22 protein-coding genes and 1 tRNA gene are annotated in these 24,071 nt (G+C 65.0%); 13 read left to right on the forward strand and 10 right to left on the reverse strand.

The window, feature by feature from the left end:
- The 5 genes from purH to ACWIKC_RS00365 all read left to right on the forward strand — a co-directional run bounded on the left by purH (position 1) and on the right by ACWIKC_RS00365 (position 5,793).
- Positions 1-1,590 carry a bifunctional phosphoribosylaminoimidazolecarboxamide formyltransferase/IMP cyclohydrolase gene (gene purH / locus ACWIKC_RS00345; protein ID WP_454598161.1) on the forward strand — a complete coding sequence of 530 codons (1,590 nt, stop codon included), beginning with the start codon at positions 1-3 and terminating at the stop codon, positions 1,588-1,590.
- 226 nt (positions 1,591-1,816) lie between these two features.
- Positions 1,817-2,497: a peptide-methionine (S)-S-oxide reductase MsrA gene (msrA, locus tag ACWIKC_RS00350; RefSeq protein WP_454598162.1), complete on the forward strand. Its 681-nt coding sequence runs from the start codon at positions 1,817-1,819 to the stop codon at positions 2,495-2,497.
- Positions 2,498-2,544: 47 nt separating this feature from the next.
- Complete coding sequence (locus ACWIKC_RS00355; RefSeq protein WP_454598163.1) at positions 2,545-3,012, forward strand: Fur family transcriptional regulator; 468 nt, start codon at positions 2,545-2,547, stop codon at positions 3,010-3,012.
- Positions 3,013-3,068: 56 nt separating this feature from the next.
- Positions 3,069-4,991, forward strand: coding sequence for a 1-deoxy-D-xylulose-5-phosphate synthase (gene dxs, locus ACWIKC_RS00360; protein ID WP_454598164.1), 1,923 nt, complete (start codon positions 3,069-3,071; stop codon positions 4,989-4,991).
- Positions 4,992-4,995: 4 nt separating this feature from the next.
- Positions 4,996-5,793 (forward strand): crotonase/enoyl-CoA hydratase family protein, encoded by a 798-nt coding sequence (locus tag ACWIKC_RS00365; RefSeq protein WP_454598165.1) that lies wholly within the window; start codon positions 4,996-4,998, stop codon positions 5,791-5,793.
- A 16-nt stretch (positions 5,794-5,809) separates the two neighbouring features.
- Here the strand turns inward: ACWIKC_RS00365 and ACWIKC_RS00370 are convergent, their stop codons facing one another.
- The 5 genes from ACWIKC_RS00370 to ACWIKC_RS00390 all read right to left on the reverse strand — a co-directional run bounded on the left by ACWIKC_RS00370 (position 5,810) and on the right by ACWIKC_RS00390 (position 11,660).
- A complete protein-coding gene (locus tag ACWIKC_RS00370) occupies positions 5,810-6,529 on the reverse strand; it encodes an NnrU family protein (protein ID WP_454598166.1) in 720 nt (239 codons plus the stop codon).
- A 15-nt stretch (positions 6,530-6,544) separates the two neighbouring features.
- Positions 6,545-7,036 carry an FKBP-type peptidyl-prolyl cis-trans isomerase gene (locus tag ACWIKC_RS00375; protein ID WP_454598167.1) on the reverse strand — a complete coding sequence of 164 codons (492 nt, stop codon included), beginning with the start codon at positions 7,034-7,036 and terminating at the stop codon, positions 6,545-6,547.
- Between the two features lie 13 nt (positions 7,037-7,049).
- Complete coding sequence (locus ACWIKC_RS00380; RefSeq protein WP_454598168.1) at positions 7,050-8,420, reverse strand: amidohydrolase family protein; 1,371 nt, start codon at positions 8,418-8,420, stop codon at positions 7,050-7,052.
- Positions 8,417-9,787, reverse strand: a complete 1,371-nt coding sequence (locus tag ACWIKC_RS00385) for an amidohydrolase (protein WP_454598169.1) — start codon at positions 9,785-9,787, stop codon at positions 8,417-8,419. Before ACWIKC_RS00385 ends, ACWIKC_RS00380 begins: the two co-directional genes overlap by 4 nt.
- 88 nt (positions 9,788-9,875) lie before the next feature.
- A complete protein-coding gene (locus ACWIKC_RS00390; RefSeq protein WP_454598170.1) occupies positions 9,876-11,660 on the reverse strand; it encodes a peptide MFS transporter in 1,785 nt (594 codons plus the stop codon).
- 208 nt (positions 11,661-11,868) lie between these two features.
- Between ACWIKC_RS00390 and ACWIKC_RS00395 the strand changes: the two genes are divergently transcribed.
- From ACWIKC_RS00395 to ACWIKC_RS00425, 7 genes are all read left to right on the forward strand, one after another.
- The gene (locus ACWIKC_RS00395; protein ID WP_454598171.1) at positions 11,869-12,210 is read left to right on the forward strand and encodes a GntR family transcriptional regulator; all 342 of its coding nucleotides are present in this window, start codon (positions 11,869-11,871) and stop codon (positions 12,208-12,210) included.
- A gap of 168 nt (positions 12,211-12,378) precedes the next feature.
- Positions 12,379-12,660, forward strand: coding sequence for an integration host factor subunit beta (locus tag ACWIKC_RS00400; RefSeq protein WP_454598172.1), 282 nt, complete (start codon positions 12,379-12,381; stop codon positions 12,658-12,660).
- Positions 12,661-12,737: 77 nt separating this feature from the next.
- Positions 12,738-12,822, forward strand: a tRNA-Leu gene (locus ACWIKC_RS00405).
- Between the two features lie 141 nt (positions 12,823-12,963).
- Positions 12,964-13,599 (forward strand): PilZ domain-containing protein, encoded by a 636-nt coding sequence (locus ACWIKC_RS00410; RefSeq protein ID WP_454598173.1) that lies wholly within the window; start codon positions 12,964-12,966, stop codon positions 13,597-13,599.
- Between the two features lie 103 nt (positions 13,600-13,702).
- Complete coding sequence (locus ACWIKC_RS00415; RefSeq protein WP_454598174.1) at positions 13,703-15,286, forward strand: NAD(P)/FAD-dependent oxidoreductase; 1,584 nt, start codon at positions 13,703-13,705, stop codon at positions 15,284-15,286.
- 20 nt (positions 15,287-15,306) lie between these two features.
- Positions 15,307-15,738 carry a GtrA family protein gene (locus ACWIKC_RS00420; RefSeq protein ID WP_454598175.1) on the forward strand — a complete coding sequence of 144 codons (432 nt, stop codon included), beginning with the start codon at positions 15,307-15,309 and terminating at the stop codon, positions 15,736-15,738.
- Positions 15,722-17,521 (forward strand): hypothetical protein, encoded by a 1,800-nt coding sequence (locus ACWIKC_RS00425; protein WP_454598176.1) that lies wholly within the window; start codon positions 15,722-15,724, stop codon positions 17,519-17,521. Before ACWIKC_RS00420 ends, ACWIKC_RS00425 begins: the two co-directional genes overlap by 17 nt.
- On the opposite strand, the gene msrB is transcribed toward ACWIKC_RS00425, so the two are convergent.
- The 4 genes from msrB to ACWIKC_RS00445 all read right to left on the reverse strand — a co-directional run bounded on the left by msrB (position 17,487) and on the right by ACWIKC_RS00445 (position 21,742).
- Positions 17,487-17,999 carry a peptide-methionine (R)-S-oxide reductase MsrB gene (msrB, locus tag ACWIKC_RS00430; protein WP_454598177.1) on the reverse strand — a complete coding sequence of 171 codons (513 nt, stop codon included), beginning with the start codon at positions 17,997-17,999 and terminating at the stop codon, positions 17,487-17,489. The two genes, ACWIKC_RS00425 and msrB, sit on opposite strands and share 35 nt — an antisense overlap.
- A gap of 67 nt (positions 18,000-18,066) precedes the next feature.
- Positions 18,067-19,389, reverse strand: coding sequence for a cytochrome P450 (locus tag ACWIKC_RS00435; RefSeq protein WP_454598178.1), 1,323 nt, complete (start codon positions 19,387-19,389; stop codon positions 18,067-18,069).
- A 113-nt stretch (positions 19,390-19,502) separates the two neighbouring features.
- The gene (locus tag ACWIKC_RS00440; RefSeq protein WP_454598179.1) at positions 19,503-20,717 is read right to left on the reverse strand and encodes an ABC transporter permease; all 1,215 of its coding nucleotides are present in this window, start codon (positions 20,715-20,717) and stop codon (positions 19,503-19,505) included.
- A gap of 2 nt (positions 20,718-20,719) precedes the next feature.
- The gene (locus tag ACWIKC_RS00445; RefSeq protein WP_454598180.1) at positions 20,720-21,742 is read right to left on the reverse strand and encodes an ABC transporter ATP-binding protein; all 1,023 of its coding nucleotides are present in this window, start codon (positions 21,740-21,742) and stop codon (positions 20,720-20,722) included.
- Positions 21,743-21,787: 45 nt separating this feature from the next.
- Here ACWIKC_RS00445 and queG point away from each other — a divergent pair, with 45 nt between their 5' ends.
- Positions 21,788-22,849, forward strand: coding sequence for a tRNA epoxyqueuosine(34) reductase QueG (queG, locus tag ACWIKC_RS00450; RefSeq protein ID WP_454598181.1), 1,062 nt, complete (start codon positions 21,788-21,790; stop codon positions 22,847-22,849).
- Here queG and ACWIKC_RS00455 read toward each other — a convergent pair.
- Positions 22,833-24,059, reverse strand: coding sequence for an NAD(P)/FAD-dependent oxidoreductase (locus ACWIKC_RS00455; protein ID WP_454598182.1), 1,227 nt, complete (start codon positions 24,057-24,059; stop codon positions 22,833-22,835). The two genes, queG and ACWIKC_RS00455, sit on opposite strands and share 17 nt — an antisense overlap.
- Between the last annotated feature and the right edge of the window lie 12 nt (positions 24,060-24,071).

Genomic DNA, 24,071 nt, shown 5'->3' on the forward strand with positions numbered 1-24,071 from the left:
TTGAGCGAAGTGAAAATCGAACGGGCGCTGCTGTCGGTCTCCGACAAGAGCGGATTGGTCGAGCTGGGCAGTGCGCTGGCGCAGCGCGGAGTCGAGCTGGTCTCGACCGGCGGCACCGCCAAGGCGCTGCGCGAGGCGGGCCTCACCGTGCGCGACATATCCGATCTGACCGAATTTCCCGAGATGATGGACGGCCGGGTCAAGACGTTGCATCCCAAGGTCCATGGCGGGCTGCTCGCGGTGCGCGACAATGCCGAGCATGCCGCCGCGATGGAGGCCCACGGCATCGGCGCGATCGATCTGGTGGTGGTCAATCTCTACCCCTTCGCCGCCACCGTCGCCAAGGGCGCGGGCCGCGACGAGATCATCGAGAACATCGATATCGGCGGCCCGAGCATGATCCGTTCGGCGGCGAAGAACCACGCTTTCGTCACCATCGTTACCGATCCTGCCGATTACGACGCGCTGACCGCCGAACTCGAGGCGCGCGATGGCACCACCGGGTTCGAGTTTCGCCGCCGCATGGCCGCCAGGGCCTATGCCGCCACCGCCGAATATGATTCGATGATCGCCAGCTGGTTTGCGCTCGCCGATCAGGGCGAGATGTTTCCCGAGCGGATCACCGTGCCGTTCCGCAAGGGCCAGGCGCTGCGTTATGGCGAAAACCCGCACCAGAAAGCGGCGCTGTATCTGCCCGCTTTCGCCCCCAACGGCTCGCTCGCCGATCACCGGCAGGTGCAGGGCAAGGAGCTCTCGTTCAACAATCTCAACGATGCCGATGCCGCGCTCGAGCTGGTCGCCGAATTTCGCGATGGCCCGCCGACGGTGGTGATCGTCAAGCATGCCAACCCCTGCGGCGTGGCGAGCGGCGAAACCTTGATCGAGGCCTATGAGGCGGCGCTGCAATGCGACAGCGTCTCGGCCTTCGGCGGGATCATCGCGGTCAACCGCGCGCTCGACGGGCCGACCGCCGAGGCGATCGGCGAAATCTTCACCGAGGTGGTCTGCGCGCCCGACGCCGACGATGCGGCCAAGGCGGTGTTCGCGAAAAAGAAGAACCTGCGGCTGATCCTCACCGGTGATCTGCCCGATCCGGCGCGCGGCGGGATGAGCTTGCGTACCATCGCCGGGGGCGCGCTGCTGCAGTCGCGCGACGACGGGCTGATCACCGCGGCGCAGCTCAAGACCGTGACCAGGCGCGCGCCGACCGAGCGGGAGCTCGCCGACTGCCTCTTCGCCTGGACCGTGGCCAAGCACGTCAAGTCCAACGCGATCGTCTATGCCAAGGACGGCGCGACCGCGGGGATCGGCGCGGGCCAGATGAACCGCCGCGATTCGGCGCGCATCGCCGCGCTCAAGGCGCGCGAAGCAGCCGAGACCTATGGCTGGGCGGAGGCGCGCACGCAGGGTTCGGCGGTGGCCTCGGATGCCTTCTTCCCCTTCGCCGACGGGCTGCTCGCCGCGGTCGAGGCCGGCGCCAGCGCGGTCATCCAGCCGGGCGGCTCGATCCGCGACGACGAGGTGATTGCGGCGGCAGACGAAGCGGGCCTCGCGATGGTCTTCACCGGGATGCGCCACTTCCGCCACTGAGCTGCGCGGCTGAACCACGGGCAACACTGCCATTAACCACCGGGCAAACTCGGCTGGTGTAGTCCGTCGTGGAACAAACAGCAGAAAGACCCGCCATGACCCTCTCCTCCAGCAATCTCTACGTGAATTTCGCGCTCGGCTTCCTGATCGGCGGCCTCGCCGTCGCGCTCAGCAATCCCGAGCTCAACGCGACTCTCACAAGCCTACTCGCGTAACTTTGCAAAAAATGCGTTCGCATAAACTCCTCCCGCTCGCCGCGTTCGTTCTCGCCACATCGGCGTGCCAGCAACCTGCGATTGCGGCCGAGAGCGTGGTTGCCGCGCCGATGGCATCGCGTGTGGCGGAGGAAGGCACCGGTCTGCGGACCGCAATCTTCGCCGGCGGATGCTTCTGGACGGTCGAGGCGGTCTTCAGCCATGTCGAGGGCGTCCAGAGCGCGGTCTCCGGCTATCATGGCGGGACCAAGCGTCAGGCATCGTACAATCTCGTTTCGAGCGGCATTACCGATCATGTCGAGGCGGTGCGAGTGGTCTACGACCCCAAGGTGATCCGCTACGACCAGCTGCTGCGGATTTTCTTCTCGGTCATCGCCGATCCCACGCTCAAGGATCGCCAGGGCCCCGATCGCGGCCCGCATTACAACGCCGAGCTGGTGCCGCTGACTGCCGAACAGCGCCGGGTCGCCACCGCCTACCTTGCGCAGATGAAGCGGAGCGGGAAATGGGACGGTCCGATCGTGACCCCGATCGCCACGGCCCGGACTTTCTACCCCGCCGAAGCGACGCATCAGGACTTCGCGCTCAGGAACCCGCGCCACCCCTATGTGGTGCGCTGGGATGTGCCCAAGCTGGCGGCGCTCAAGCGGATCTATCCGGGCGTCTATCGCGCCGAGTTCAAACCGGGCTGAATTCCGACCAGCTTGCAAGCCGGCACCACCCGGCTTACCTCCAAGGCATGGCTACACAGATACATAAGCACGCCGAACACTCGGGCGAGGATCTGATCGCTGCCGCGCAGCGCACCTTGACCGACGCCGGCGAGCAATGGACCGGAATGCGCGCCTCGGTGTTCGAGGAGCTCGCGCGCCACGATCGCCCCGCATCGGCCTACGACATCGCCGACAATCTCTCGGCCTCGCGCGGCAAGCGGGTCGCGCCCAACAGCGTCTATCGTATCCTCGACCTGTTCGTGCGCAACAACCTCGCCAACCGGATCGAGAGCGCCAACGCCTATCTGGTCAACACCCACCCCGGTTGCCGCCACGATTGCATTTTCCTGATCTGCGACGATTGCGGCAAGGCCAGCCATCTCGACGACCGCCGCGTGACCGATGCCTTGCGCGCAGCGGGACAGGATGCCGGCTTTGCCGCAGTCCGCCCGGTGGTCGAGCTGCGCGGACTGTGCGAAAGCTGCGCAGCCTGAGCCGCGAACAAGCGTTCATCGACAGGCTCAAAAACCGCGTGTAGGACGGTAAGCCTATGAGTCAGAAACCCCAGACGCCGCTGCTCGATACGGTCGATTTGCCTGTCGACCTTCGCAAACTCGGCAAAGAACAATTGCGCCAGCTGTCCGACGAATTGCGCGACGAGGTGATCGACGCGGTCGGCTCGACGGGCGGGCATCTGGGCTCCGGGCTCGGCGTGGTCGAGCTCACCGTGGCGATTCATTACGTCTTCGACACGCCCACCGACCGGCTGGTCTGGGATGTCGGCCACCAATGCTACCCGCACAAGATCCTGACCGGTCGGCGCGACCGGATCCGCACGCTGCGGCAGGGTGGCGGTCTGTCGGGTTTCACCAAGCGGTCGGAAAGCGAATACGACCCCTTCGGCGCGGCGCACAGCTCGACCTCGATCAGCGCCGCGCTGGGCTTCGCCATGGCCAACAAGATGCAGGGCCAGAAGGGCCGCGGCATCGCGGTGATCGGCGATGGCGCGATGAGCGCCGGTATGGCCTATGAGGCGATGAACAACGCCGAACAGGCGGGCAATCGCCTGGTGGTGATCCTCAACGACAACGACATGTCGATCGCACCGCCGGTCGGTGGGCTGTCGGCCTATCTGGCTCGAATGGTTTCGAGCAGCGAATATCTCGGCCTGCGCAGCCTCGCCTCGAAGGTCGCGCGCAAGATGAGCCGCCGCGTCCATTCCAGCCTCGAGAAGGCGGAGGAATACACCCGTGGCATGGTCACCGGCGGGACGCTGTTCGAGGAATTGGGCTTCTATTACGTCGGCCCTATCGACGGGCACAATCTCGACCATCTGATCCCCATCCTCGAGAATGTGCGCGATAGCGATCAGGGTCCGGTGCTCGTCCATGTCGTGACGCAAAAGGGCAAGGGCTATGCCCCGGCCGAAAACAGCGCCGACAAATACCACGGCGTGCCCAAATTCGACGTCGTCACCGGCGAGAAGGCGAAATCCGCCAAGGGGCCGCCCGCCTATCAGAACGTCTTCGGCGACACGCTGTCCAAGCTAGCTGAGAGCGATCCGCGAATCTGCGCGATCACCGCCGCCATGCCGAGCGGCACCGGAATCGACCGCTTCGCCACCGCCCATCCCGACCGCACCTTCGATGTCGGTATCGCCGAACAGCACGGCGTCACCTTCGCCGCCGGTCTCGCCGCGCAGGGGATGCGTCCCTTCGCCGCAATCTATTCGACCTTCCTCCAGCGCGCCTACGATCAGGTGGTCCACGATGTCGCGATCCAGAACCTGCCGGTGCGCTTCGCTATCGATCGCGCCGGGCTGGTCGGCGCCGACGGGGCGACCCATGCCGGCAGTTTCGACGTCACCTATCTGGCTACCCTCCCCAATTTCGTGGTGATGGCCGCGGCCGACGAGGCCGAGCTGGTCCACATGACCTACACCGCCGCCGAATATGACGATGGCCCGATCGCCTTCCGCTATCCGCGCGGCAATGGCGTGGGCGTCGAAATACCCGAAACGCCGGAGAAGCTCGAGATCGGCAAGGGTCGGATCGTGCGCGAGGGCACCAAGGTGGCGATCCTCTCGCTCGGCGCACGGCTTGCGGAAGCGATGAAGGCGGCCGACCAGCTCGATGCCCGTGGCCTGTCCACCACGGTCGCCGACATGCGCTTTGCCAAGCCGCTCGACACCGATCTGATCGACCGGCTGATGCGCAGCCACGATGTCGTCGTCACGGTCGAGGAGGGCGCCGTCGGCGGTCTCGGCGCGCATGTGCTCACCCATGCCAGCGACACCGGGCTGACCGACAACGGCCTGCGAATCCGCACCATGCGGCTGCCCGATATCTTCCAGGACCAGAACGACCCGACCAAGCAGTATGACGAGGCGGGGCTCAATGCGCCGCATATCGTCGAGAAGGTCCTGAGCGCGCTGCAGCACAACAGCACCGGCGTGGAAGAAGCGCGGGCCTGACGCCATGGATCTGCTGAAGGTCGAACGCGCGGGCCATGTCGTGACCCTGACGATCGACCGCCCCGACACGATGAATCCGCTCGGCGCTGCGGGCGATGGCGATGCCTTCGTTGCCGCCTGCGATGCGATCGATCGCGATCTCGATGTGCGCTGCGTCATCCTGACCGGCGCCGGACGGGCCTTCTCGGCGGGGGGCGACATCAAGGCGATGAAGGAACGCAGCGGCTCCTTCGGTGGGACGGCGCCGGGCCTGTCGGACAATTACCGCAACAATATCCACCGCATCCTGCGTGCGCTCTATGGCTTGCGCGTGCCGCTGATCGCGGCGGTCAACGGTCCGGCGATCGGGCTGGGTTGCGATCTCGCCTGCCTCGGCGATATCCGGATCGCTTCCAGCAAGGCGAAATTCGGGGTGACCTTTCTCAAGCTGGGTATCATCCCCGGCGATGGCGGGACCTGGCTGTTGCCTCGCATCATCGGCGAGGCGCGCGCTTCGGAGCTGTTCTACACCGGCGAAGTGATCGACGCCGGGACCGCCTGCGCCTGGGGGCTGGTCAGCCGCGTAGTCGAGGCCGAAGCGCTGATGGACGAAGCGAACGCGCTGGCCGAGAAGATCGCTGCCATGCCGCCGCATGCCTTGCGTCACGCGAAGAATCTGATGCGGCAGGGGCGCGGGACCAGCTACGACACCGCGCTGGAGATGGCCGCGAACACGCAGGCGCTGATGCATCTGACCGAGGATCACATGGAAGGCGTCGACGCGCTGATCGAAAAGCGCGCGCCGCAGTTCAAGGGTCGTTGATTCGGGGGCCGCCGAGCTAGCCGACCCAGCGCCACAATCCGGCGGGAATCCCTGCCAGCGGCAGGTGAATCCAGGTCAGCAACGCCCACAGCACGAGCGCCGCGATCCAAATCTTCGCGCCCGCCGCGCCCAGCCTGCTCCAGCGCGGCCAATAGCTGGTGTGCGCTTCCCAGGCGATCCAGTCTTCGCCCATCAGCGCGCGCTTCTTGCGGTCCTGCAGATGCGAACCGAGCAGCGCGAGGGTGAGGATCGCCAGCCCAATGACATTGGTACGCCAGCTCCACCACAGCACGATGTGCGACACCGCCCACAGCGCGAAGCTCCACATCATTGGATGCCGGGTGACGAGGAAGACGCCGGTCGGCGCGGCGCGGGCCGCTGCGGCGGCACCCGGGGTCGGCATCGCCGGATTGCCGGGAGTGAGCGAGCCTACGAACAAGACCAGCGCGGGCAGGGTGATGAGAGTCGAGAGCAGCCAACCGATCTCGCCACTGCCGCCAAGGTCGCCGGGAGGGGCAGCCTTGAAGGCCATGACCATCCAGACGAAGGTGGCGAGGCTGACCAGCGTGTAGGCCGCCATGAAACCGTTCTGCCCCAGTTTCATCAGCCAGGGTCGGAGCGGGTGCGACATCGCAAAATGCGTGCCGACGAAAGCGAGACTGGCGGCGATCAGCTGGATCAGCGCGGGATCGAGAGCCCCGCCGCTTGTTCCCGACAAACCAAGCTCGCTGCCCATCGCCTTACCCCCTGTCTATTGCCCCTCGATTCCGATCAGTTCGACCTTGAAGAGCAGCGTTGCGCCGCCCGGAATCGGCCCCTTGCCGACGGGACCATAGCCCAGATCGGCGGGAACCGCGATCTCGATCGTATCGCCCACGCCCATCTGCGGGATTGCAACCTGCCAGCCGGGGATCAGCCGCCCGAGGGGGAAGGCGGCCGGCTCGCCGCGGTCGTAGGAGCTGTCGAACACCGCGCCATCGATGAAGCGGCCTTCGTAGTGGACGGTGACCTCATCGGCGATGGTCGGGCGCGCGCCGCTGCGGTCGCCTTCGAGCAGCCGCCAGCGCAGTCCGCCTTCCATCCAGTGCCAACCGTCTGCAGCCTCCAGGCTGCCGAGATAGGCCTGCTGGGCGCTGTGCCAGACCAGGTCGTTGGAGCGATCGGGCGCTTCGTCCTGTGCGGTTGCGGCATGGAGGCCGACAGCCGCAAAGGCCGCGCCCAGTGCGATGAATGTGGCCCGCATCTCTTTCACATCCTTACCAGTCGTAGGCCTTGGGCAGGCCGCTCTCGTCGAGATCGCGATAGCGTTCCTTGAGACGGCTCTGGTGGTTGTCGAGCGGTTGTTCGACCCCGTCGATGAACACCCGCACCGGCATGGCACCGAGTTCGAGAGGATCGCCGTCCCAGATCACCACATCGCCTGCGGCATTGGGTGCGAGCACCCCGGCGCGCCCGCCCATGCCGCTGATCTCGGCGGGGATCGAAGTGATGGCGGCGAAGGCCTGGCCCCAGCTCAGTCCGGAGGCGCCGGGTAGCCGCGCCAGCGCGACGAGATTACCGGCATACTGATTGAGATTGCGCGGGTTCTGCATCGACGAGGCATTGATCGCCACCTTGACGCCCGCCGCGACCATCCGGCCGATATTCGACTGCGTGCTGGCCAGCTCCTCGAAGTTCTCCGGCAGATCGTCGAGACCATCGGCGATGACCGGCACCCCGGCAGCCGCGATGTCGCGCGCGACCAGCCAACCTTCGCTCGCGCCGACCAGTACGAGGTCGAGGCCAGGGAAATCATTGCGCAGCGCGAGGACGCTGCGAATATCCGAGGCTCGTTCGACCGCGACATAGAGAGGCTGTTCGCCGCGCACGACGGGGACCAGCGCCGCCGCGTCGAAGCGGGTCAGCAGGACATCGTCGCCGCGCGCCGCGTCGTCGCCGGTCATGCGGGGATCGATCGGCAGGTCGTCGCCGGTGCGGACATCGGCGGGGCGCGAGGCGCGTCCTGGGATGCTGGCATCTTCGCCGAACTGGCTCGCCTCGCGCAGGGCGTTGCGCAGCAGCGCATGCGTCGCGGTGCGGCTGCCGCCTGCGAGCCGGGCCCCGGCTTCGCCGAGCGCAACGACCTGGAAGGCGCGCGGACGCACCACCGCCTGCGGATCGGCACCCAGATCGATGATCGCGCCCTGCCCGCCGAAGATCGAGCTCGAGGGCATGGTCACGCTGGTTGCGCGGGTGACGCCGGCGGCGCGATGAACAAGGATGTGCTGCGAATTGGGATTGATCGCGGGGGCGGCATCCAGCGCGGCACTGAAGGGCGAATCGCCGGCTCGCGTATCGTTCGATTCGCTGACCGCGCCCACGTCCCACAGGCCGAGCGCGGTTACCGTGGCGAAAAGGCCCGGAGTGACCCAGCGGTCTTCGGCATCGATGGCGGTTCCACCCGAAGGGGGTGCTCCGGCACCGACCGAAACGACCTTGCCGCCGCGCACCACGACATGGCCGTTCTCGATCGGCTCGCTGCCGTCGCCGGTGGCGACAGTGGCGTTGGTGATGGTGAAATCCTGCGCGGCGGCAGGAACGGCGATGGCGCAGGCGGCTACCGCGGCGAGGAGGGTGCGCTTGATCATTTCACGTCTCCTTCACCGGGCTGGCCGAGCTCGAAATCGCTCACCGGGCGGCGTTTGCGGTCGAGCGCATCGAACATCAGCGCGCCGTCGATCCAGACCTTCTCGGGCCGTGAATAGACCGACAGCGGGTCGCCGTTCCACAGCACCACATCGGCCATCTTGCCCGCTTCCAGGCTGCCGGTCTGGTCGGCAATGCCCATCGCCTTGGCGGCGTTGAGCGTTATCCAGCCGATCACATCGCCATCGGAGATATCCATACCCATCCGCCGTCCGGCGGCCTGAGCCTTGGCGGCCTCCTGGTTCAATCGCTGGATGCCGTTGGCATCGTCGGAATGGATCACGACGCAGGCGCCGGCCTGGTTGAGCAGCGCGGCATTCTCGAGGATGCCGTCATAGGCCTCCATCTTGAAGCCGTACCAATCCGCCCAGATCGCGCTGCAGACGTCGTTCTCGCGCAGCAGATCGCCGATCTTGTAGGCTTCGACCGCATGGTGGAAGGCCGTGACCTTGTAGCCCATCTCCTTGGCCATATCCATCACCAGCGCCATCTCGTCGGCGCGGTAGCAATGGTTGTGAATGAGGATTTCGCCGTCGAGCACGCCCTTGAGCGTTTCCATGCCCAAATCGCGCTTTTCGCCGTCATAGGCCTGAGCATCGAGCCACATCTGCCGGTTGACCGAGAAATTGCCCATGCGCGTGGACGGCATCCTCCCCCTGCCGCCGTAGACACGCTTGGGGTTCTCGCCACAGGCCATCTTCATGCCATAAGGCGCGCCGGGGAACTTCATACCCTGCACCGTCCGCGCTGCGACGTTCTTGAGCGTTACCGTGCGTCCACCGGTCAGATTGGCTGAGCCGGGCAGGATCTGCAGGCTGGTCACCCCGCCATTGGCAAGCGCGCGCGAAAAGCCCGGGTCCTGCGGCCAGACCGAATGTTCCGCCCACACTTCGGGAGTGGTCGGGCTGGTCGCCTCGTTGCCGTCGGAATGGGCCTCGACGCTAGGGGTGGGATAATCGCCGAGGTGCGAATGGATGTCGATGATGCCCGGGGTCACGAACTTGCCGCCGGCATCCATCCGGTCGTATCCTTCGGTCGAGAGCGAGGAATCGCCCACCGCGACCACCTTGCCCTCGCGGAACAACAGCGTGCCATTGTCGATCCGGCCGCCGGTGCCGTCGAACACGGTCGCGCCGACCAAAGCGGTCGGGCGCCCTGGATAGGCGCGGTAGGTCGAGGCATAGGGCGTGCCGGTTTCGGCCGCCGCGCTGGACGACGTCCTGCTGCGGTCGGTGCCATCGGTGGTGGCGCAGGCGGCAAGCGCGCTGCTCGCCAGGATGCATGCCGCGAATTTGGCTGGAAGTCTCATATTGCCCCTCGTTTCGTGATAGTGCTGTCGTAGCGGTATTTGAAGAGGCCGGAGCATTTGCGCCCCGGCCTCATGTTTGGCTGCGTTGTCAGCGGTCCTGACCGGGCGCGCCCGGGATCTGCGGCGAGGTAGCTGGGTGGACCCCGCTTTCCTGCGCCTCGATCCCGGCCTGCGACCGGCCCTCGAGATCGTCGCCGACATTGTCGTCGGCTAGAGTATCGAGATGCATCAGCTTCTTGATCAGCGGGCTGACCACCATGACCGCGACACCGATACCGACCGCGTACCAGCCGACAGTGCTGTAGACATCGAGCACGACCTGCTTGCCCGCTTCCTCGCCGACACCCTCGCCCCCGGTCGCCGAAGCGATCAGGCCGGCGGCGAAATTGCCGGTCGCCGAGGCGAAGAACCAGGTGCCCATGATGAGGCTGGCGATATGCACCGGAGCAAGCCGGTTCATCGCCGACAGCCCGACCGGGCTGAGGCAGAGTTCGCCGGTGGTGTGGAGCAGATAGATCAGGAAGATGAAGATGACCGGCGTCGGAACATCGAGACCTGCCGACTGAGAGCCCCAAACCAGCACGAGGAAGCCAAGCCCGACCTGGATCACGGCCAGTCCGAACTTGAGCGGTGTCGAGGGTTCCATCCCCTTGCGTCCGAGAACGGTCCAAGCCGTGGCGAACAGCGGCGCCAGCATGATGATGTAGATCGCGTTGATCGACTGGAAGACCGAGGCGGGGACTCCGCCACGATCGACGTGACGATCGGTGAACAGGTTGAGCGATGAGCCGGCCTGTTCAAACAATGCCCAAAAGATGATCGACACGATGATGAGGAACATCGCCGCAACGATCCGGTCGCGATCGTGATCTGTCTTAGCGAACATCTGCAGCAGCATCACCGAGACCACACCGCCGGCTCCGATCAATGCCGGGAGTTGCCAGCCTTCATTGCCGGCGGAGACGAAGAACATCGACACGACGAGTAGTGCGCTCAGCCCGGCATAGGAATAGAACGCCGCCCGCGGTGCATCGGAATAGCGGCCATAGGGCATCTGGAATATCGCGATGCTGAGGACGTAACACACGAGCGCGGCGCCAAAGGTGCCAAGGAACACGCCCACCGCATCCTGATACTGGATCGCCACCCAGCAGAAGGCGACGAGCAGAATGCCTATCCCGTAAATGCCGAACTCTTTGCCCTTGCTGATGAAAGCGGGCGGTTCGCCGCGGCCGAGGAGGAATGGCTTGCCCCAAACGAAAACGACGAGCCCCAGCAACATGCCGATCCCCGCCAGCCCGAAGCCGTAGCCCCAGCCGTAGGTCTCGCCGATGTAACCGCACAGCAGCGAACCCAGTGCCGCACCGAGGTTAATGCCCATGTAGAAGATCGTATAGGCGCCATCGCGTCGGACATCGGTGCGCGGGTAGAGCTGGCCGACGATTACCGAGATATTCGCCTTCAGGAAGCCCGAGCCGACGATGATGAGCGCCAGCGCCATCCAGAAAATGAAGATGACTGGATTGTCTACGTTGCCGGCGGCCGGGTCGCCTTCGAAAGCCATGAAGAAGTGGCCGAGGGTCAACAGGACGGCGCCGAATAGCACTGCTTTTCGCTGGCCGATGAACTTGTCGGCGAGATAGCCGCCGACCACAGGGGTGATGTAGACCAGCGCAGTGTAGGCGCCGTAGATGACGCCCGCCTCGCCATCGGAATACAGCCAGTGCTTCGTAAGGTAAAAAATGAGCAGCGCGCGCATCCCGTAATAGGAAAAGCGCTCCCACATCTCGGCGAAGAACAGGACGAACAGGCCCTTTGGATGACCGAGAATTGTGCCCATCGAGTCACCATGGGCGGGTTGTTGCGTAGCCATTTCGGCGAACCCCTCAAATATGTCGCGATCCCGGAGTGCCGTCGTGCGACCCTCCCTGAAGGAGCGGCAACCTAGCGAGTCGAGCACTCATGTGAAGCATTAGTTTCAGTCGCGACCACCTCGCGCTGCAAAAGTTCCAGTGCGGCCCTCACCTTGCGCGCCGCGCTGTATTATGGCACTGCAGCAGCATTCTCCCTTAGGAAAAGCAATGAGCAACCAGTCCAAACCCGTCTATCTCAAGCTGCGCGATCTGATCGCTGCGGCGATAATCGACGGGCGCTACCCCGAGGGCAAGATGCTCCCCTCGGTGCGGGCGCTGGCGGCCGAGCAGGGCGCGAACCCGCTGACGGTGGCGAAGGCCTATCAGCAGTTCCAGTCCGACGGGCTGGTTGCGGTGCAGCGCGGGGTCGGCATGTATGTGGTCGATGGCGCCGCCGAGCGGCTGCGTCGCAGCGAGCGGCGGTTGTTCGTCGAGGAAGAATGGCCGCTGATCCGCGAGCGGATCGACCGGCTCGGGCTCGATGTCGAGGACCTGCTCGCGCCCGCCTGACCACGCGCTGCGCCTGTTTTCGCGCGAAATACATTACTTTGTTAACTTGCCGCGAAAGGCCCTTTCTGGCAGGTCCGGTGCGGGGTCTGGACGGCGTGTGCCGGACAGCCGCTGGGTCGCACCACTGGAATTCAGCTGACATGCCGGACAGGCGGTCGGGAGAGCAACATGATACGATCCGAACTGCTGGCGGCGCTGGCGAAGGACAATCCGGATTTGCGCGCCGAAGAGGTCGAACAGGTGGTCGATATCTTCTTCGACGAGATCAGCCAGCGGCTGGCCGAGGGCGGCCGGGTCGAGCTTCGCGGTTTCGGTGCCTTTTCCACCCGCGAGCGTGAAGCCCGCAAGGGCCGCAATCCACGCACCGGCGAACAGGTCGAAGTTCCGGCCAAGCGCGTGCCCTATTTCCGCCCCGGCAAGGAAATGCGGCGGGTTCTCAACGACGAGTGAGGCGGTGGTGAGGCGCTGATCGCCTTACTCCTCTCTCTTGTCGCCTGGCTTCGGGCTGGCTAACCCGCTTCGCCAGTGCGGGTGTGGCGGAATGGTAGACGCCGGGGACTTAAAATCCCCTGATCCTCGATCGTGTGGGTTCGAGTCCCACCACCCGCACCAGTCCTCGCATATCCGTCTGAAATTTGGTGCTTCCTCTGGCCGGTTAGGGCGTTTTTAACCTTTCTCCGCCTAGCTGCACGACGCGATAGGGCGTCGAGACCATAGGAATGGGGCTCGTCCGCGCTTGGAAGGTGGCTCGCAATGGATTCACTGTCGATGGACAGCATGGCTGGGTGTGGTGACGCCACCGAAGCCGATCAGCGCGCCGCGAGGCGCTACACGTCGCTCATCCGCGCGGCCAAGCTGGTGTCCGCGCATGGCGAATTCGTCTGCGTGATCCGCGACGTGTCGAGCCTGGGTATATCGCTGCGCATGTTTCACGATGTTCCAACCGACGAAACGATGGGTCTCGAACTACAGAACGGCGACACCTTCGAATTGCGCAAGGTGCGTGCCAACGGGCGGGAGGCAAGCTTCACTTTCGAGGACAAAGTGAATGTCGAGCGCCTGATCCGCGAAACTTGGAACTTTCCCAAGCGACAGCTGCGCCTCAACCTCACCGTCCCGCTGACGATTACGAGCCTCACGGGCAAGAGCGAGGCGATTACGGCCAACCTCTCGCAGCAGGGTGCCTCGATCGAATGCGACGCGCGGTTTGCGCTCGACCAGACTGTCCGCCTCGAAGGCAAGCAAATGCCCGAGCTTCGCGCCAAAGTGCGCTGGCGGAAGGCGAATTGCTATGGCGTGGTGTTCGACAACACCTTCACGCTGCGCGAATTCGGAATTTTGGCTGCGAAAACGCAATGTCCGGCGTTGGTGCGTGACGACTGCGTCTGAACTGTCCGCAACGGCCGGCCTCGCCAGCCGTGCAGCCCTCAGGCGTTAACCGCGCCATAACCATTTTCCTTCACTCCCGGTCAGGACGACAACGGGGGCAAGAATGACCACTTCCAGGCCGGCCAATATCAAAGTCGACGTGGCGATCATCGGTGCCGGGCCCGCCGGCCTGACAGCAGCCTATCTGCTGACCAAGCAGGGCAAGTCGGTGGCGATCATCGAGAAGGACCCGACCTATGTCGGCGGCATCAGCCGCACGGTGCAGCACGAAGGCTATCGCTTCGATATCGGCGGGCACCGCTTCTTCTCCAAAAGCCAGCAGGTCGTCGATCTGTGGAACGAGCTGCTGCCCGACGATTTCATCCAGCGTCCGCGAATGAGCCGCATCTATTACGAGGGCAAGTTCTACAGCTACCCGCTGCGCGCTTTCGAGGCGCTGGCCAATCTGGGCGTGCTGCGGTCGACTGCCTGCATGGCCAGCTATCTGCGCTCCAGGCTGTTTCCCATCAGGGAGGTGAGGAGCTTCGAGGATTGGACCACCAACCAGTTCGGCAAGCGGCTCTATTCGATCTTTTTCAAGACCTACACCGAGAAGGTGTGGGGCATGCCCTGCGAGGAAATGAGCGCCGACTGGGCCGCCCAGCGGATCAAGGGCCTCTCGCTGTGGGGCGCGGTGCGCGACGGGCTCAAGCGTTCGCTTGGCCTCAACCGCAAGCCCAACGACGGCATGGCCGCCAAGACTTTGCTCGAAAGCTTCCGCTATCCGCGGCTCGGGCCCGGAATGATGTGGGAAGCTGCGCGCGACCGAGTGCTCGCCAGCGGGAAGGGACAGATCTTCATGGGTCATGGGCTCAAGCAGCTTGCGACCGATGGTCAGTCGGGTTGGCGCATGAGCGCGACCGGTCCCGACGGGGATCTGACAATCGAGGCGGATCACGCGATCAGTTCGGCCCCGATGCGCCAGCTGGCGCGGCGACTGCACCCGCTTCCCGAGACGACGCTGCAAGCCAGCGCGCTCAAATACCGCGACTTCCTCACCGTCGCGCTGAAAATCCGGTCGGACGACCTGTTTCCCGATAACTGGATCTACATCCACGACAACAAGGTGAAGGTCGGCCGCGTGCAGAATTTCCGCAGCTGGTCGCCCGAAATGGTCCCACAGGACGACGTCGCCTGCGTCGGGCTGGAATATTTCTGTTTCGAAGGCGACGGGTTGTGGTCGATGGCCGACGCGGATCTGGTCAAACTCGCAAAGGAGGAAATGGCGATCCTCGGCCTGTGCGACCCGACCGATGTAATTGGCGGCGCGGTGGTTCGGCAGGAAAAGGCCTATCCCGTCTATGACGAAGACTATGCCGCCAATGCCCAGGCGATGCGGGTGGAATTGGAAGACAAGTACTCTACGCTGCATCTCGTCGGTCGCAACGGCATGCATCGCTACAACAACCAGGACCACGCCATGATGACCGCCATGCTGACGGTCGATAACATCCTTGCCGGCAAGCGAATCTACGACACTTGGTGCGTCAATGAGGATGCCGAATATCACGAGGCCGGCGCCGAAGGTACGAGAACGATCCTGCCTTCGGTTGAAGACAGGCCATTGAGCGAGGATCAAGCAGCAGCGCTATCTTCGGTTCGGGCGGTGCCCGAACGCGTCGCGAAGCAGGATCGCGAAGCGGCCTGACACCGCGGGAAGGGGAAGGAATGGCCGCACTGCTCGCCCGGATCGGCGACATCCGTTTCCTGCGCTACGTGCTCGCGAGCATCGGCGCGCTGGCGGTGGATGTGCTCGGCTTTATGGCCCTGCTGGCTTTGGGCGCCCCTGCCGTACTGGCGGCGACGGCCGGATACGCAGCGGGCATTCTCGCCCATTGGCTGTTGTCCAGCCGCAAGGTCTTTACCGGCATGGTCGCGCCCGTCGGGCGCGCACGGACGAGGCAAAAGGGCTTGTTCGTGCTTTCGGCGCTGGTCGGTCTGGGGCTTACTGTGGCGATCGTCGGGCTTGGCGAGGCCATCGGGATCGACCCGCGCCTCTCCAAGCTGGTGGCGATCGCTATGAGTTTTTTTATGACGTGGGGCATTCGCAGCCGGATCGTCTTCAGCACCCGGTCCGTTCACGATGCCGTCGGCGGATAGGGTCCGCTCGGGCCCGCTGGCGCGGCGATTGCTGCTCGTATGGGCGGTGCTGGCGATCATTGCGCTCGCGGTTGCGCTCGAGCGGCTGCTTTCGCTCGATCTCCGTGGCGACGATGCGCTCCGACTGGTCCAGGTCCGCGACCTGATCGGCGGCCAGACGTGGTTCGATCTCCACCAGTACCGCATCGACCCGCCGCAAGGAGTGCCGATGCACTGGTCCCGGCTGGTTGATGCGCCGATCGCGGCAGTGCTGCTCCAGCTGACGCCGCTCGTGGGTCCGGTGAATGCGGAAATCGCTGCCATGGTGCTCGTCCCACTCCTGACCCTCGGCATCACGATCGCCTTCGTCGGAACCGCCGCAGCGCGGCTCTTCGACCTGCGTACCGCTGGCATCGCGGCGCTGACGATTGGCCTGCTCTCCCCGGTGCTGTTCCAGCTCCAGCCGACCCGGCTCGACCATCACGGCTGGCAACTGGCGGTCGCGGCGGCGGCGATCTTCGGTCTGGCCCTGCGCGACCGCAAAGGCGCCTGGCTGGCGGGAGCGGCGCTGGCGCTGGGCTGCACCATCTCGCTCGAAATGGTGCCGCTTGCAGCCGCTTTCGCAGGCTATTTCGGTCTCCGATGGCTGGAGGATTCCGCACAGCGCTGGGAGCTGGTCGGCTATCTGCAGGCGCTTGCCGCTGGCTTGATCCTGGCCTTTGCCATCACGCTCGGACCCAATATGGGACAATATTGCGATGCGATCGGCCCGGCGCATCTGGCTTTTTTTGCTTTCGTCGCGCTGGCGATCACGGTGGTGGCGAAGCTCGGACTGCTCTCGCCTCCGGTGCTGTTTAGCCTGATTGGTCTGGCCGGAGCGGGGGGTGTCGCGATCTTTGCCGGTCTTGCCCCGCAATGCCTCGATACACCCTTCGGATCGCTCGACCCGGTGGTGCGCGACTATTGGTATGTGCTGATCATGGAAGGTCGCCCGGCATGGGAGCAGTCTGCGGATGTTGTAGTGCCGCCGCTGATCCAGATCGCACTTGCACTGGCGGCGACCGGTCTGCTGGCGACCCGCGGACCCGGTGCTAGCCGACGTTTCTGGCGCCATTATGCCGTTCTGCTCGCGGCCAGCCTCGTGCTTGGTCTGATGACGTGGAGATCGATGGGCTTTGCGGGAATCGTCGCGACGCTACCGCTCGGATGGTTCATTGCACATACGCTCGCGCGGCTGGAGCGGTTCGACAGGCTCGTGGCGAAACTCTGCATGACGCTCGCCCTGGTGCTCGCGCTGATGCCTTCGATCGGCTTCGCCGTAGCCGAGCGGCTCTCGTCAGAGCCAGCTTTCGAGCAGCAAGCTGGCGAAACGGGATCGCCAGAGACGATGCAGAAAAGCGAATGCAGCGATCCTCGAGAACTCGGACAGTTGAACGCCCTGCCGTCTGGCGAAACCGTCTCGCCGTTCGATCTGGGGCCCGCCATACTGATGCACACGCATCACGCGGTTACGGCCACCGGGCACCACCGTGCCGAACCGGCGATGGCCGATGTGCTCAATATCTATCTCTCTGAGCCGCGGGTTGCGCGTGTTCTGGCGCAGGCCCGCGGGGCAGAATACCTGCTGCTCTGCCCGGACATGTCCGAAGCGAAAGTATACGCGCGATCACGACCGAACGGGCTCGCGGCCCGACTCATGCGGGGCGAGCCCCCCGGCTGGTTGCAACCGGTCGCAGGGTTCAGCGAAGGACCGCTGCAAGTCTGGCGGATCAGGCCGGCAGGAAGTCCATCGCCACGCCGTTGATGCAGTGGCGCTTGCCGGTCGGCTTGGGCCCGTCGTTGAAGATATGGCCCAAATGGCCGCCGCAATCGGCGCAGTGCACTTCGGTGCGCGCATAACCCAGCTTGCGGTCGCGGCTGGTCCCGACCGCGCCCGGCAATGCCGCCCAGAAGCTGGGCCAGCCGGTGCCGCTGTCGAACTTGGTACGCGAGGCGTAGAGCTTGTTGCCACAACCGGCGCAGGCGAACAGGCCCTTGCGGTTTTCCTTGTCGAGCGGGCTGGAATAGGGACGTTCGGTACCCTCCTGACGAAGAACGTAGAATTCGGCCCGGGTCAGTTTCTCGCGCCATTGCACTTCGCTCAGTTCAACGGGAAAGCTCCGCGCTTCGGCCACGCCTGCGCTGCAGGCTGCAAGTGCGGAGAACGCGACGCCGGTGCCGAAGATGGCCAGCGCGCGGCGGCGATCGGGATTGAGGTCGGGCGAGGGGTGATCGTGGTCCATGCCGCAATGCATGACAGATCACCCCTGAATAGCAGCGGAACGGCAATCGGTTCTCGCGCCGACATAGTCAGAATTCGGTGATTTCGACCTCGAGCTTGCGGAAACCATGGACAAAATTCGCCCGCACCCGCTCGACATCGCCCGCGACATGGACCCGCATCCGCCGCTTGTGCATCTCCTCGAGCAGGATGCGCAGCTGCAATTCGGCCAGCCTTGCGCCGACGCAGCGGTGGATGCCGTAGCCGAAGGCGAGGTGGCGGCGGGCGTTCTCGCGGGTGATGTCGAGCTTGTCGGGGTTTTCGAACACCTGCTCGTCGCGATTGGCCGACAGGTACCACAGCACCACTTTGTCGCCCTTCTTGATCTGCTGACCGAACTGCTCGGTGTCCTCGGTGCAGGTCCGGCGCATATGCGCGAGCGGGGTCTGGAAGCGGATGCATTCCTGGACCGCATTGGGGATCAAGTCGGGGTTCTGCTCGAACAGCTTGCGCTGGTCGGGGAAGGTGTCGAAGCCGTGGATGATCCCGCTCATGGTGTTGCGGGTGGTGTCGTTGCCGCCGACGATCAGCAGGATCAGATTGCCCATGAATTCTTCCGGGCTCTGCTGGTTCATCGCCTCGGAATGGATCATCATCGAGATGAGGTCGGGCTGCGGATCCTGCTGTGCGCGCTCGGCCCACAGCATCTGAAAATAGGCGGCCATTTCGTGCAGGAAGCTGCGTCGCAGCGGGTCGAGCTCGCGGACGCTGGCGAGCTCGGTGTCGCCCGACCAGTCCGACCACAGCGTCAGCAGGCGGCGATCTTCCCAGGGGAAGCCGAACAGCAACGCGAGCATTCCGGTGGTGAGTTCGATCGAGACCTTGTCGACCCAGTCGAACACCTCGCCGCGCGGCAGCGAATCGAGCAGTTCGCCGGTCCGCTGCCGGATATCCGCCTCCATCCGCTTCATTTCGCCCGGGGTAAAGGCGGGGGCGACCGTGCGCCGCTGGCCGGTGTGCTTGGGCCGATCCATGGCGATGAACATCGGCAGTTCGAGCCGTTCTTCCTCAGGAATGTCCTCGGCGCGTTCGAGAATGGTTATACCCCCGTGTTCCCAGCTTGACGAGAACAGGTCGGGCAGGGCCTCGATATGCTGGATCGCCTTGTGCTGGACCACCGCCCAGTAGGGTCCGAACGGGCTTTCCGGGATGTAATGCAGCGGCCCCGCCTCGCGCATTTCCCGGAAGATCGGCTGCCAGCGATCCTCGGCGTAGATATCCGAACGGCTGACATCCCATTTGTGTGTGTGATGCATCCGCTGGTCGGGGTGTTGGTCGAAATGCTCCTTCAGCGCTTCATAGGCGCTAGGCGCGGTACGGAACTGGGGCTTTTCGGCGGCGATGGTGGCCATGGTACTCTCCCGCTTGGGGCGACTCGTTCCGGTCGCCTCCGTCATGCTTCACTATCCGGCCTAACTGACAAGTGTGTCAATAGTGCGTTGCAAATCGGGACCGAACCGGCGCGCTATTGCTTGGTCGGGCGCCGGACCAGGCTGAATCGGCCTTTCGCCTTCGCCTTGGCCGGGCCCGACTTCATCACCCGTCGCCGGAACAGCGAAGCCCCGCCGCGCACGAAGATCGTCACCCAGGCCACCTGCCAGGCGATCGCGATCAGGTGCGGCAGCAGGTCGGGCGACTGCGCGGCGCGCCCGACCATGGCGTATGGCGAGGACAGCGGGAAGACCGCCGCGAACAGTTCGACCGGCGAGCCGATATCGGTCATCGCGAAAGTGGCGAGGAAGAACACCGCGAGCTGCAGGATCGTGGCCGGCATCGACAATGTCTGCACATCGCGCACCGTCGCTGCCATCGAGCCCACGGTCAGGAACACCGAGCCGATCAGCAGATAGGCCAGCGCGAAATAGAGCACGAACAGCGCGACAAAGAGCGGCCATCCGACCGCCGGGGTCGGCAGCGAGGTGCCGGTCGCCGGACCCAGTGCAAGCGCGACCAGTGCCAGGCTTCCCCACACCGCGATCCCGACAAAGCTGATCGCCAGCATGGCGAACAGCTTGCCGACGAAGACCGCATCCATCGGGATCGCTGCCGCAAGGATCTCGATGATCTTGTTGGCCTTCTCCTCGACCAGATTGGAGAGGACCATGCCCGCCAGCAGCATCGTCAACAGGAACAGCAGGGTGATCCCGGCGGTTGCGGTACCCGTTTGCGCGCTGCGGGTGCTGGCCATGCTCGACCGGGTCTGCTCGAGAGCGACCGTGGGATAGGTCGCGTCGGGTCCTTGCGCTCGCGCCGCGAGCAGCGCCACCCGCCCCTGCCAGCGCTCGATCTGTTCCTGAGTTCCTACCAGCCGGGGCTGCGCCAGCGTACCGGTCAGCACCGCACCGAAATTGCGCGTGCGATCGGAAAGCAGGGTGATGGGTTCGGCTTCGCCGACGGTGGCGCGCTCGATCGGGGGAATGGAAATCAGGGCATCGAGTTCGCGATGCGCTTGAGCTAGCGCCTCGGCTTCTGCAGCAGGCAGCATCACCGCCAGACGAGGCGGTTCACCGCTCTCGGCGGCCTTGGCGCCGAGCATCCCGGCGCCGATGCTGATCGCGCCGAAGAAGATCGGGCCGAGCAGGAACAGCAGGAAGGCCTTGCTGAACAGGATCGCCTGGAAGTCGCGGCGCGCCACCACCCAGGCGGCCTGCCACAGGGACAGCCGGCTCTTGTCCGTCATGCTCATGCGTCGGGCCCCACGGCATTGTCTTGCGCGAGCGCGCGCGCCGCGGCGGCGCCCGCGATCTCGACGAAGGCATCGTGCAGCCCGGCGCGCTCGATCGACAGCGACAGGACGCCGGCATCGCCCTCGATCAGCTGCTTGAGCAGCGTCTCGATGCCGCTGTCTGGCACCGGGAAGAACCAGAAATGCGCGCCATTGGCCTTGATATCGTGGCGGGCGTCATCCGGCAGGGCGCTGCGCCAGCGCCCGTCGCGATTGCGCGTTTCCAGCCGGACTTGCGCCGGGATGCTGTCGCGCGCGGCATCGACCGATCCGGCATAGGGCACCCGCCCTCCGGCAATGATCGCGACATCGTCGCATAGGCGCTCGGCGTGATGGATGACATGGGTGGAGAAGATCACCGTCGTTCCCTGCGCGGCGAGATCGCGGATCATGACCTCCAGCTTGCCCTGATTGATCGCATCGAGCCCCGAAAAGGGCTCGTCGAGCACCACCAGTCGCGGCCGGTGCACCAGCGTGCCGAGCAGTTGGACGGTCTGCGCCATGCCCTTGGACAATTGGCGGATCTGGCGTTCGATCGCATGGCCGAGGCTATGCGCCTCGAGCAGTTCGCGCCCGCGCCTGCGGCCTTCCTCGAGCGTCAACCCGCGCAGCGCCCCCATGAAGGCGATCGCCTCGTCGCATTTCATTGTCGGGTAGAGCCCGCGCTCTTCGGGAAGATAGCCGATCAGCCGGGCGATATCGTGCGGGCGATCATGCCCGAAGACGCGTCGCACACCCTCATCCGGATCGATGATGCCCAGCAGCATACGCAAGGTCGTCGTCTTGCCGGCGCCATTGGGGCCGAGGATGCCGTAGATCGCGCCTTCGGGCACGGAGATGTCCACCCCGTCCACCGCCAGCGTCCCGTCGAACCGCTTGACCAGCCCTTTCGCCTCGATCGCCAGCGGGCGCTCCTGGGCATGGCGCTGCGCAATGGCGGAAGTTTCGCCTCGCGGGGGCGCCTCGGTCTCGGTAAGCATGGCTCGGGGTTACCCGCGACCCATGAACAGGAGCAACAGCTAGTTTTGATCGAGCCGCAGCATATCGCCACCCTGCAGGAGGATCTGCGGGCCGAGGCGCGGCGGCTGGGCTTCGCTGCCTGCGGTTTCACAGCGGCGGCAGGCGAGCCTTTGCGCGCCGAGCGGCTGGAGCAGTGGCTGGACGCAGGACGCCACGGTTCGATGGAATGGATGGAGGCGCGAAAATCCCAGCGCGTCTCTCCGCAGGGACTGTGGCCCGAGGCGCGCAGCGTGATCGCGCTCGGCATGAGTTACGCTCCGCCCAACGATCCGCTGGCGCTGGCCGATGCGCCAGACAAGGCACGCATTTCGGTCTATGCGCAGGGGCGCGACTATCACGACGTGGTCAAGAAGGCGCTCAAGGCGCTGGCGCGCTGGCTGATTGCGCGCGAACCGGACAGCGAGCTCAAGGTCTTCGTCGACACCGCCCCGGTGATGGAAAAGCCGCTCGGGCAGGCGGCAGGGATCGGCTGGCAGGGCAAGCACACCAATCTGGTCAGCCGCGAGCACGGCAGCTGGCTGTTTCTCGGCGCGATTTATTCGACACTGCCCTTCGCACCTGACGCGCCGCTGCGCGACAGCTGCGGCTCGTGCCGCGCCTGCCAGACCGCCTGCCCGACCGACGCTTTTCCCGCACCCTATCGGCTCGATGCGCGGCGCTGCATTTCCTACCTCACAATCGAGCACAAGGGGCCGATCCCCGAGGAATTCCGGGTCGCGCTGGGCAATCGCATCTACGGCTGCGACGATTGCCTCGCGGTGTGTCCATGGAACAAGTTTGCACAGAGCGCGCAGGCGCATACCAGGCTCCTGCCGCGAGAAGAGCTGGTCGCGCCGGATCTCGCACAGCTGCTCGAGCTCGACGATCCGGCCTTCCGCCGACTGTTCTCGGGCAGCCCGATCAAGCGCGTCGGGCGCGATCGTTTCGTGCGCAATTGTCTCTATGCGGCGGGCAACAGCGGACGGGGTGAATTGCTGGCGAAGGTCGAGTGCTTGCGCGCCGATCCCGATCCGGTGGTTGCGGAGGCAGCCGACTGGGCCGCCGCCCGGCTCAGAGCAGGTCCTTGAGCGGCACCTCGGTGTCGGCGAGCAGCGCGGGATCGACCACGGCGCGCGCTTCGATGAGCTTGCGCCCCTGGACGTAGTCGCGCGTGGTGTTGACGCAATCGAGCGCTATGACTCGCCCCTCGCGCAGGTAGACCACCGAAAACTTGCGCTGTGCGGGATCGCCGCGGACCACCACCGCATCGTGATCGATGGACAGGCCAACGGTCTGCAGCCGCAGGTCATACTGGTTCGACCAGAACCACGGCACGGCGTTGTAGGGCTGCTTGTCGCCCATGATCGCCTTGGCGGCGGTGTTGGCCATGTCAGTGGCATTCTGGACGGATTCGAGCCGGATGACCGCGTTTTCCGCATAGGGATTGGCGTGCGCCGCGCAGTCGCCGATGGCGTAAACATCGTCAATCGAGGTGCGACAGAATTCGTCGACATCGACGCCATTGGTCCCCGCCGCCCCGGCGGCGATCAGCGGGCCTACCGCGGCAACGATGCCGATGCCTACCACCACGATCTCGCAGGGGAAGCTCTCGCCATTGTCGGCCAGCACCGAGGTTACGCGGCCGTCCTCGCCCTCGACCCGCTCCACACCGGTCGACAGCCGTAGGTCGACACCCTGTCGACGATGCTCGTCCTGGTAGAAAGCACTGAGCGCTTCGCCCGCGACGCGCCCGAGAACGCGGTCCTGGTTTTCCAGCAGGGTGACCGAACAGCCCAGCTTGCGCAGCACGGCTGCCACTTCGAGCCCGATGTAGCCGCCCCCGACCACTACCGCGCGCCGCGCGCCCTTCTCGATTTGCGCGCGCAGCGTGTCGACATCGGTGCGGCTGCGGATAGCATGGATTCCGGCGAGGTCGGCGCCGGGGCACGACAGGCGCCGCGGATCGCCACCGGCCGCCCAAATGAGCTTGCGGTAACCTATCCGGCGCCCGTCCCCGAGCGCGACCTCATGCGCCAGTGGATCGACTTCGGAAACATTGGCGCCCAGTTCGAGTTCGATGCCACGCTCGGTCCAGAATTCCGGTTTGCGGATCATGATCCGCTCGAGCGGCTTTTCGCCGGCGAGATATTCCTTCGACAGCGGCGGACGCTCGTAGGGCGGGGTCCGGTCGCGGCTGATCATCAGGATCGACTGGTCGTGACCCTGCTGGCGCAAAGCAATGGCCGCCTGCGCGGCGCCATGGCCCGAGCCTACGATGACGATATCGGCACTATCCATCGTGGAGCGATC

This window comes from Qipengyuania sp. SM2507 (assembly GCF_053714505.1).

Bases quoted from the DNA above. Each gene is read 5' to 3' on its own strand.
- msrA (WP_454598162.1), top strand. From the start codon at position 1,817: ATGCGTTCGCATAAACTCCTCCCGCTCGCCGCGTTCGTTCTCGCCACA.
- ACWIKC_RS00355 (WP_454598163.1), top strand. From the start codon at position 2,545: ATGGCTACACAGATACATAAGCACGCCGAACACTCGGGCGAGGATCTG.
- dxs (WP_454598164.1), top strand. From the start codon at position 3,069: ATGAGTCAGAAACCCCAGACGCCGCTGCTCGATACGGTCGATTTGCCT.
- ACWIKC_RS00365 (WP_454598165.1), top strand. From the start codon at position 4,996: ATGGATCTGCTGAAGGTCGAACGCGCGGGCCATGTCGTGACCCTGACG.
- ACWIKC_RS00370 (WP_454598166.1), bottom strand. From the start codon at position 6,529: ATGGGCAGCGAGCTTGGTTTGTCGGGAACAAGCGGCGGGGCTCTCGAT.
- ACWIKC_RS00375 (WP_454598167.1), bottom strand. From the start codon at position 7,036: ATGCGGGCCACATTCATCGCACTGGGCGCGGCCTTTGCGGCTGTCGGC.
- ACWIKC_RS00380 (WP_454598168.1), bottom strand. From the start codon at position 8,420: ATGATCAAGCGCACCCTCCTCGCCGCGGTAGCCGCCTGCGCCATCGCC.
- ACWIKC_RS00385 (WP_454598169.1), bottom strand. From the start codon at position 9,787: ATGAGACTTCCAGCCAAATTCGCGGCATGCATCCTGGCGAGCAGCGCG.
- ACWIKC_RS00390 (WP_454598170.1), bottom strand. From the start codon at position 11,660: ATGGCTACGCAACAACCCGCCCATGGTGACTCGATGGGCACAATTCTC.
- ACWIKC_RS00395 (WP_454598171.1), top strand. From the start codon at position 11,869: ATGAGCAACCAGTCCAAACCCGTCTATCTCAAGCTGCGCGATCTGATC.
- ACWIKC_RS00400 (WP_454598172.1), top strand. From the start codon at position 12,379: ATGATACGATCCGAACTGCTGGCGGCGCTGGCGAAGGACAATCCGGAT.
- ACWIKC_RS00410 (WP_454598173.1), top strand. From the start codon at position 12,964: ATGGATTCACTGTCGATGGACAGCATGGCTGGGTGTGGTGACGCCACC.
- ACWIKC_RS00415 (WP_454598174.1), top strand. From the start codon at position 13,703: ATGACCACTTCCAGGCCGGCCAATATCAAAGTCGACGTGGCGATCATC.
- ACWIKC_RS00420 (WP_454598175.1), top strand. From the start codon at position 15,307: ATGGCCGCACTGCTCGCCCGGATCGGCGACATCCGTTTCCTGCGCTAC.
- ACWIKC_RS00425 (WP_454598176.1), top strand. From the start codon at position 15,722: ATGCCGTCGGCGGATAGGGTCCGCTCGGGCCCGCTGGCGCGGCGATTG.
- msrB (WP_454598177.1), bottom strand. From the start codon at position 17,999: ATGGACCACGATCACCCCTCGCCCGACCTCAATCCCGATCGCCGCCGC.
- ACWIKC_RS00435 (WP_454598178.1), bottom strand. From the start codon at position 19,389: ATGGCCACCATCGCCGCCGAAAAGCCCCAGTTCCGTACCGCGCCTAGC.
- ACWIKC_RS00440 (WP_454598179.1), bottom strand. From the start codon at position 20,717: ATGACGGACAAGAGCCGGCTGTCCCTGTGGCAGGCCGCCTGGGTGGTG.
- ACWIKC_RS00445 (WP_454598180.1), bottom strand. From the start codon at position 21,742: ATGCTTACCGAGACCGAGGCGCCCCCGCGAGGCGAAACTTCCGCCATT.
- ACWIKC_RS00455 (WP_454598182.1), bottom strand. From the start codon at position 24,059: ATGGATAGTGCCGATATCGTCATCGTAGGCTCGGGCCATGGCGCCGCG.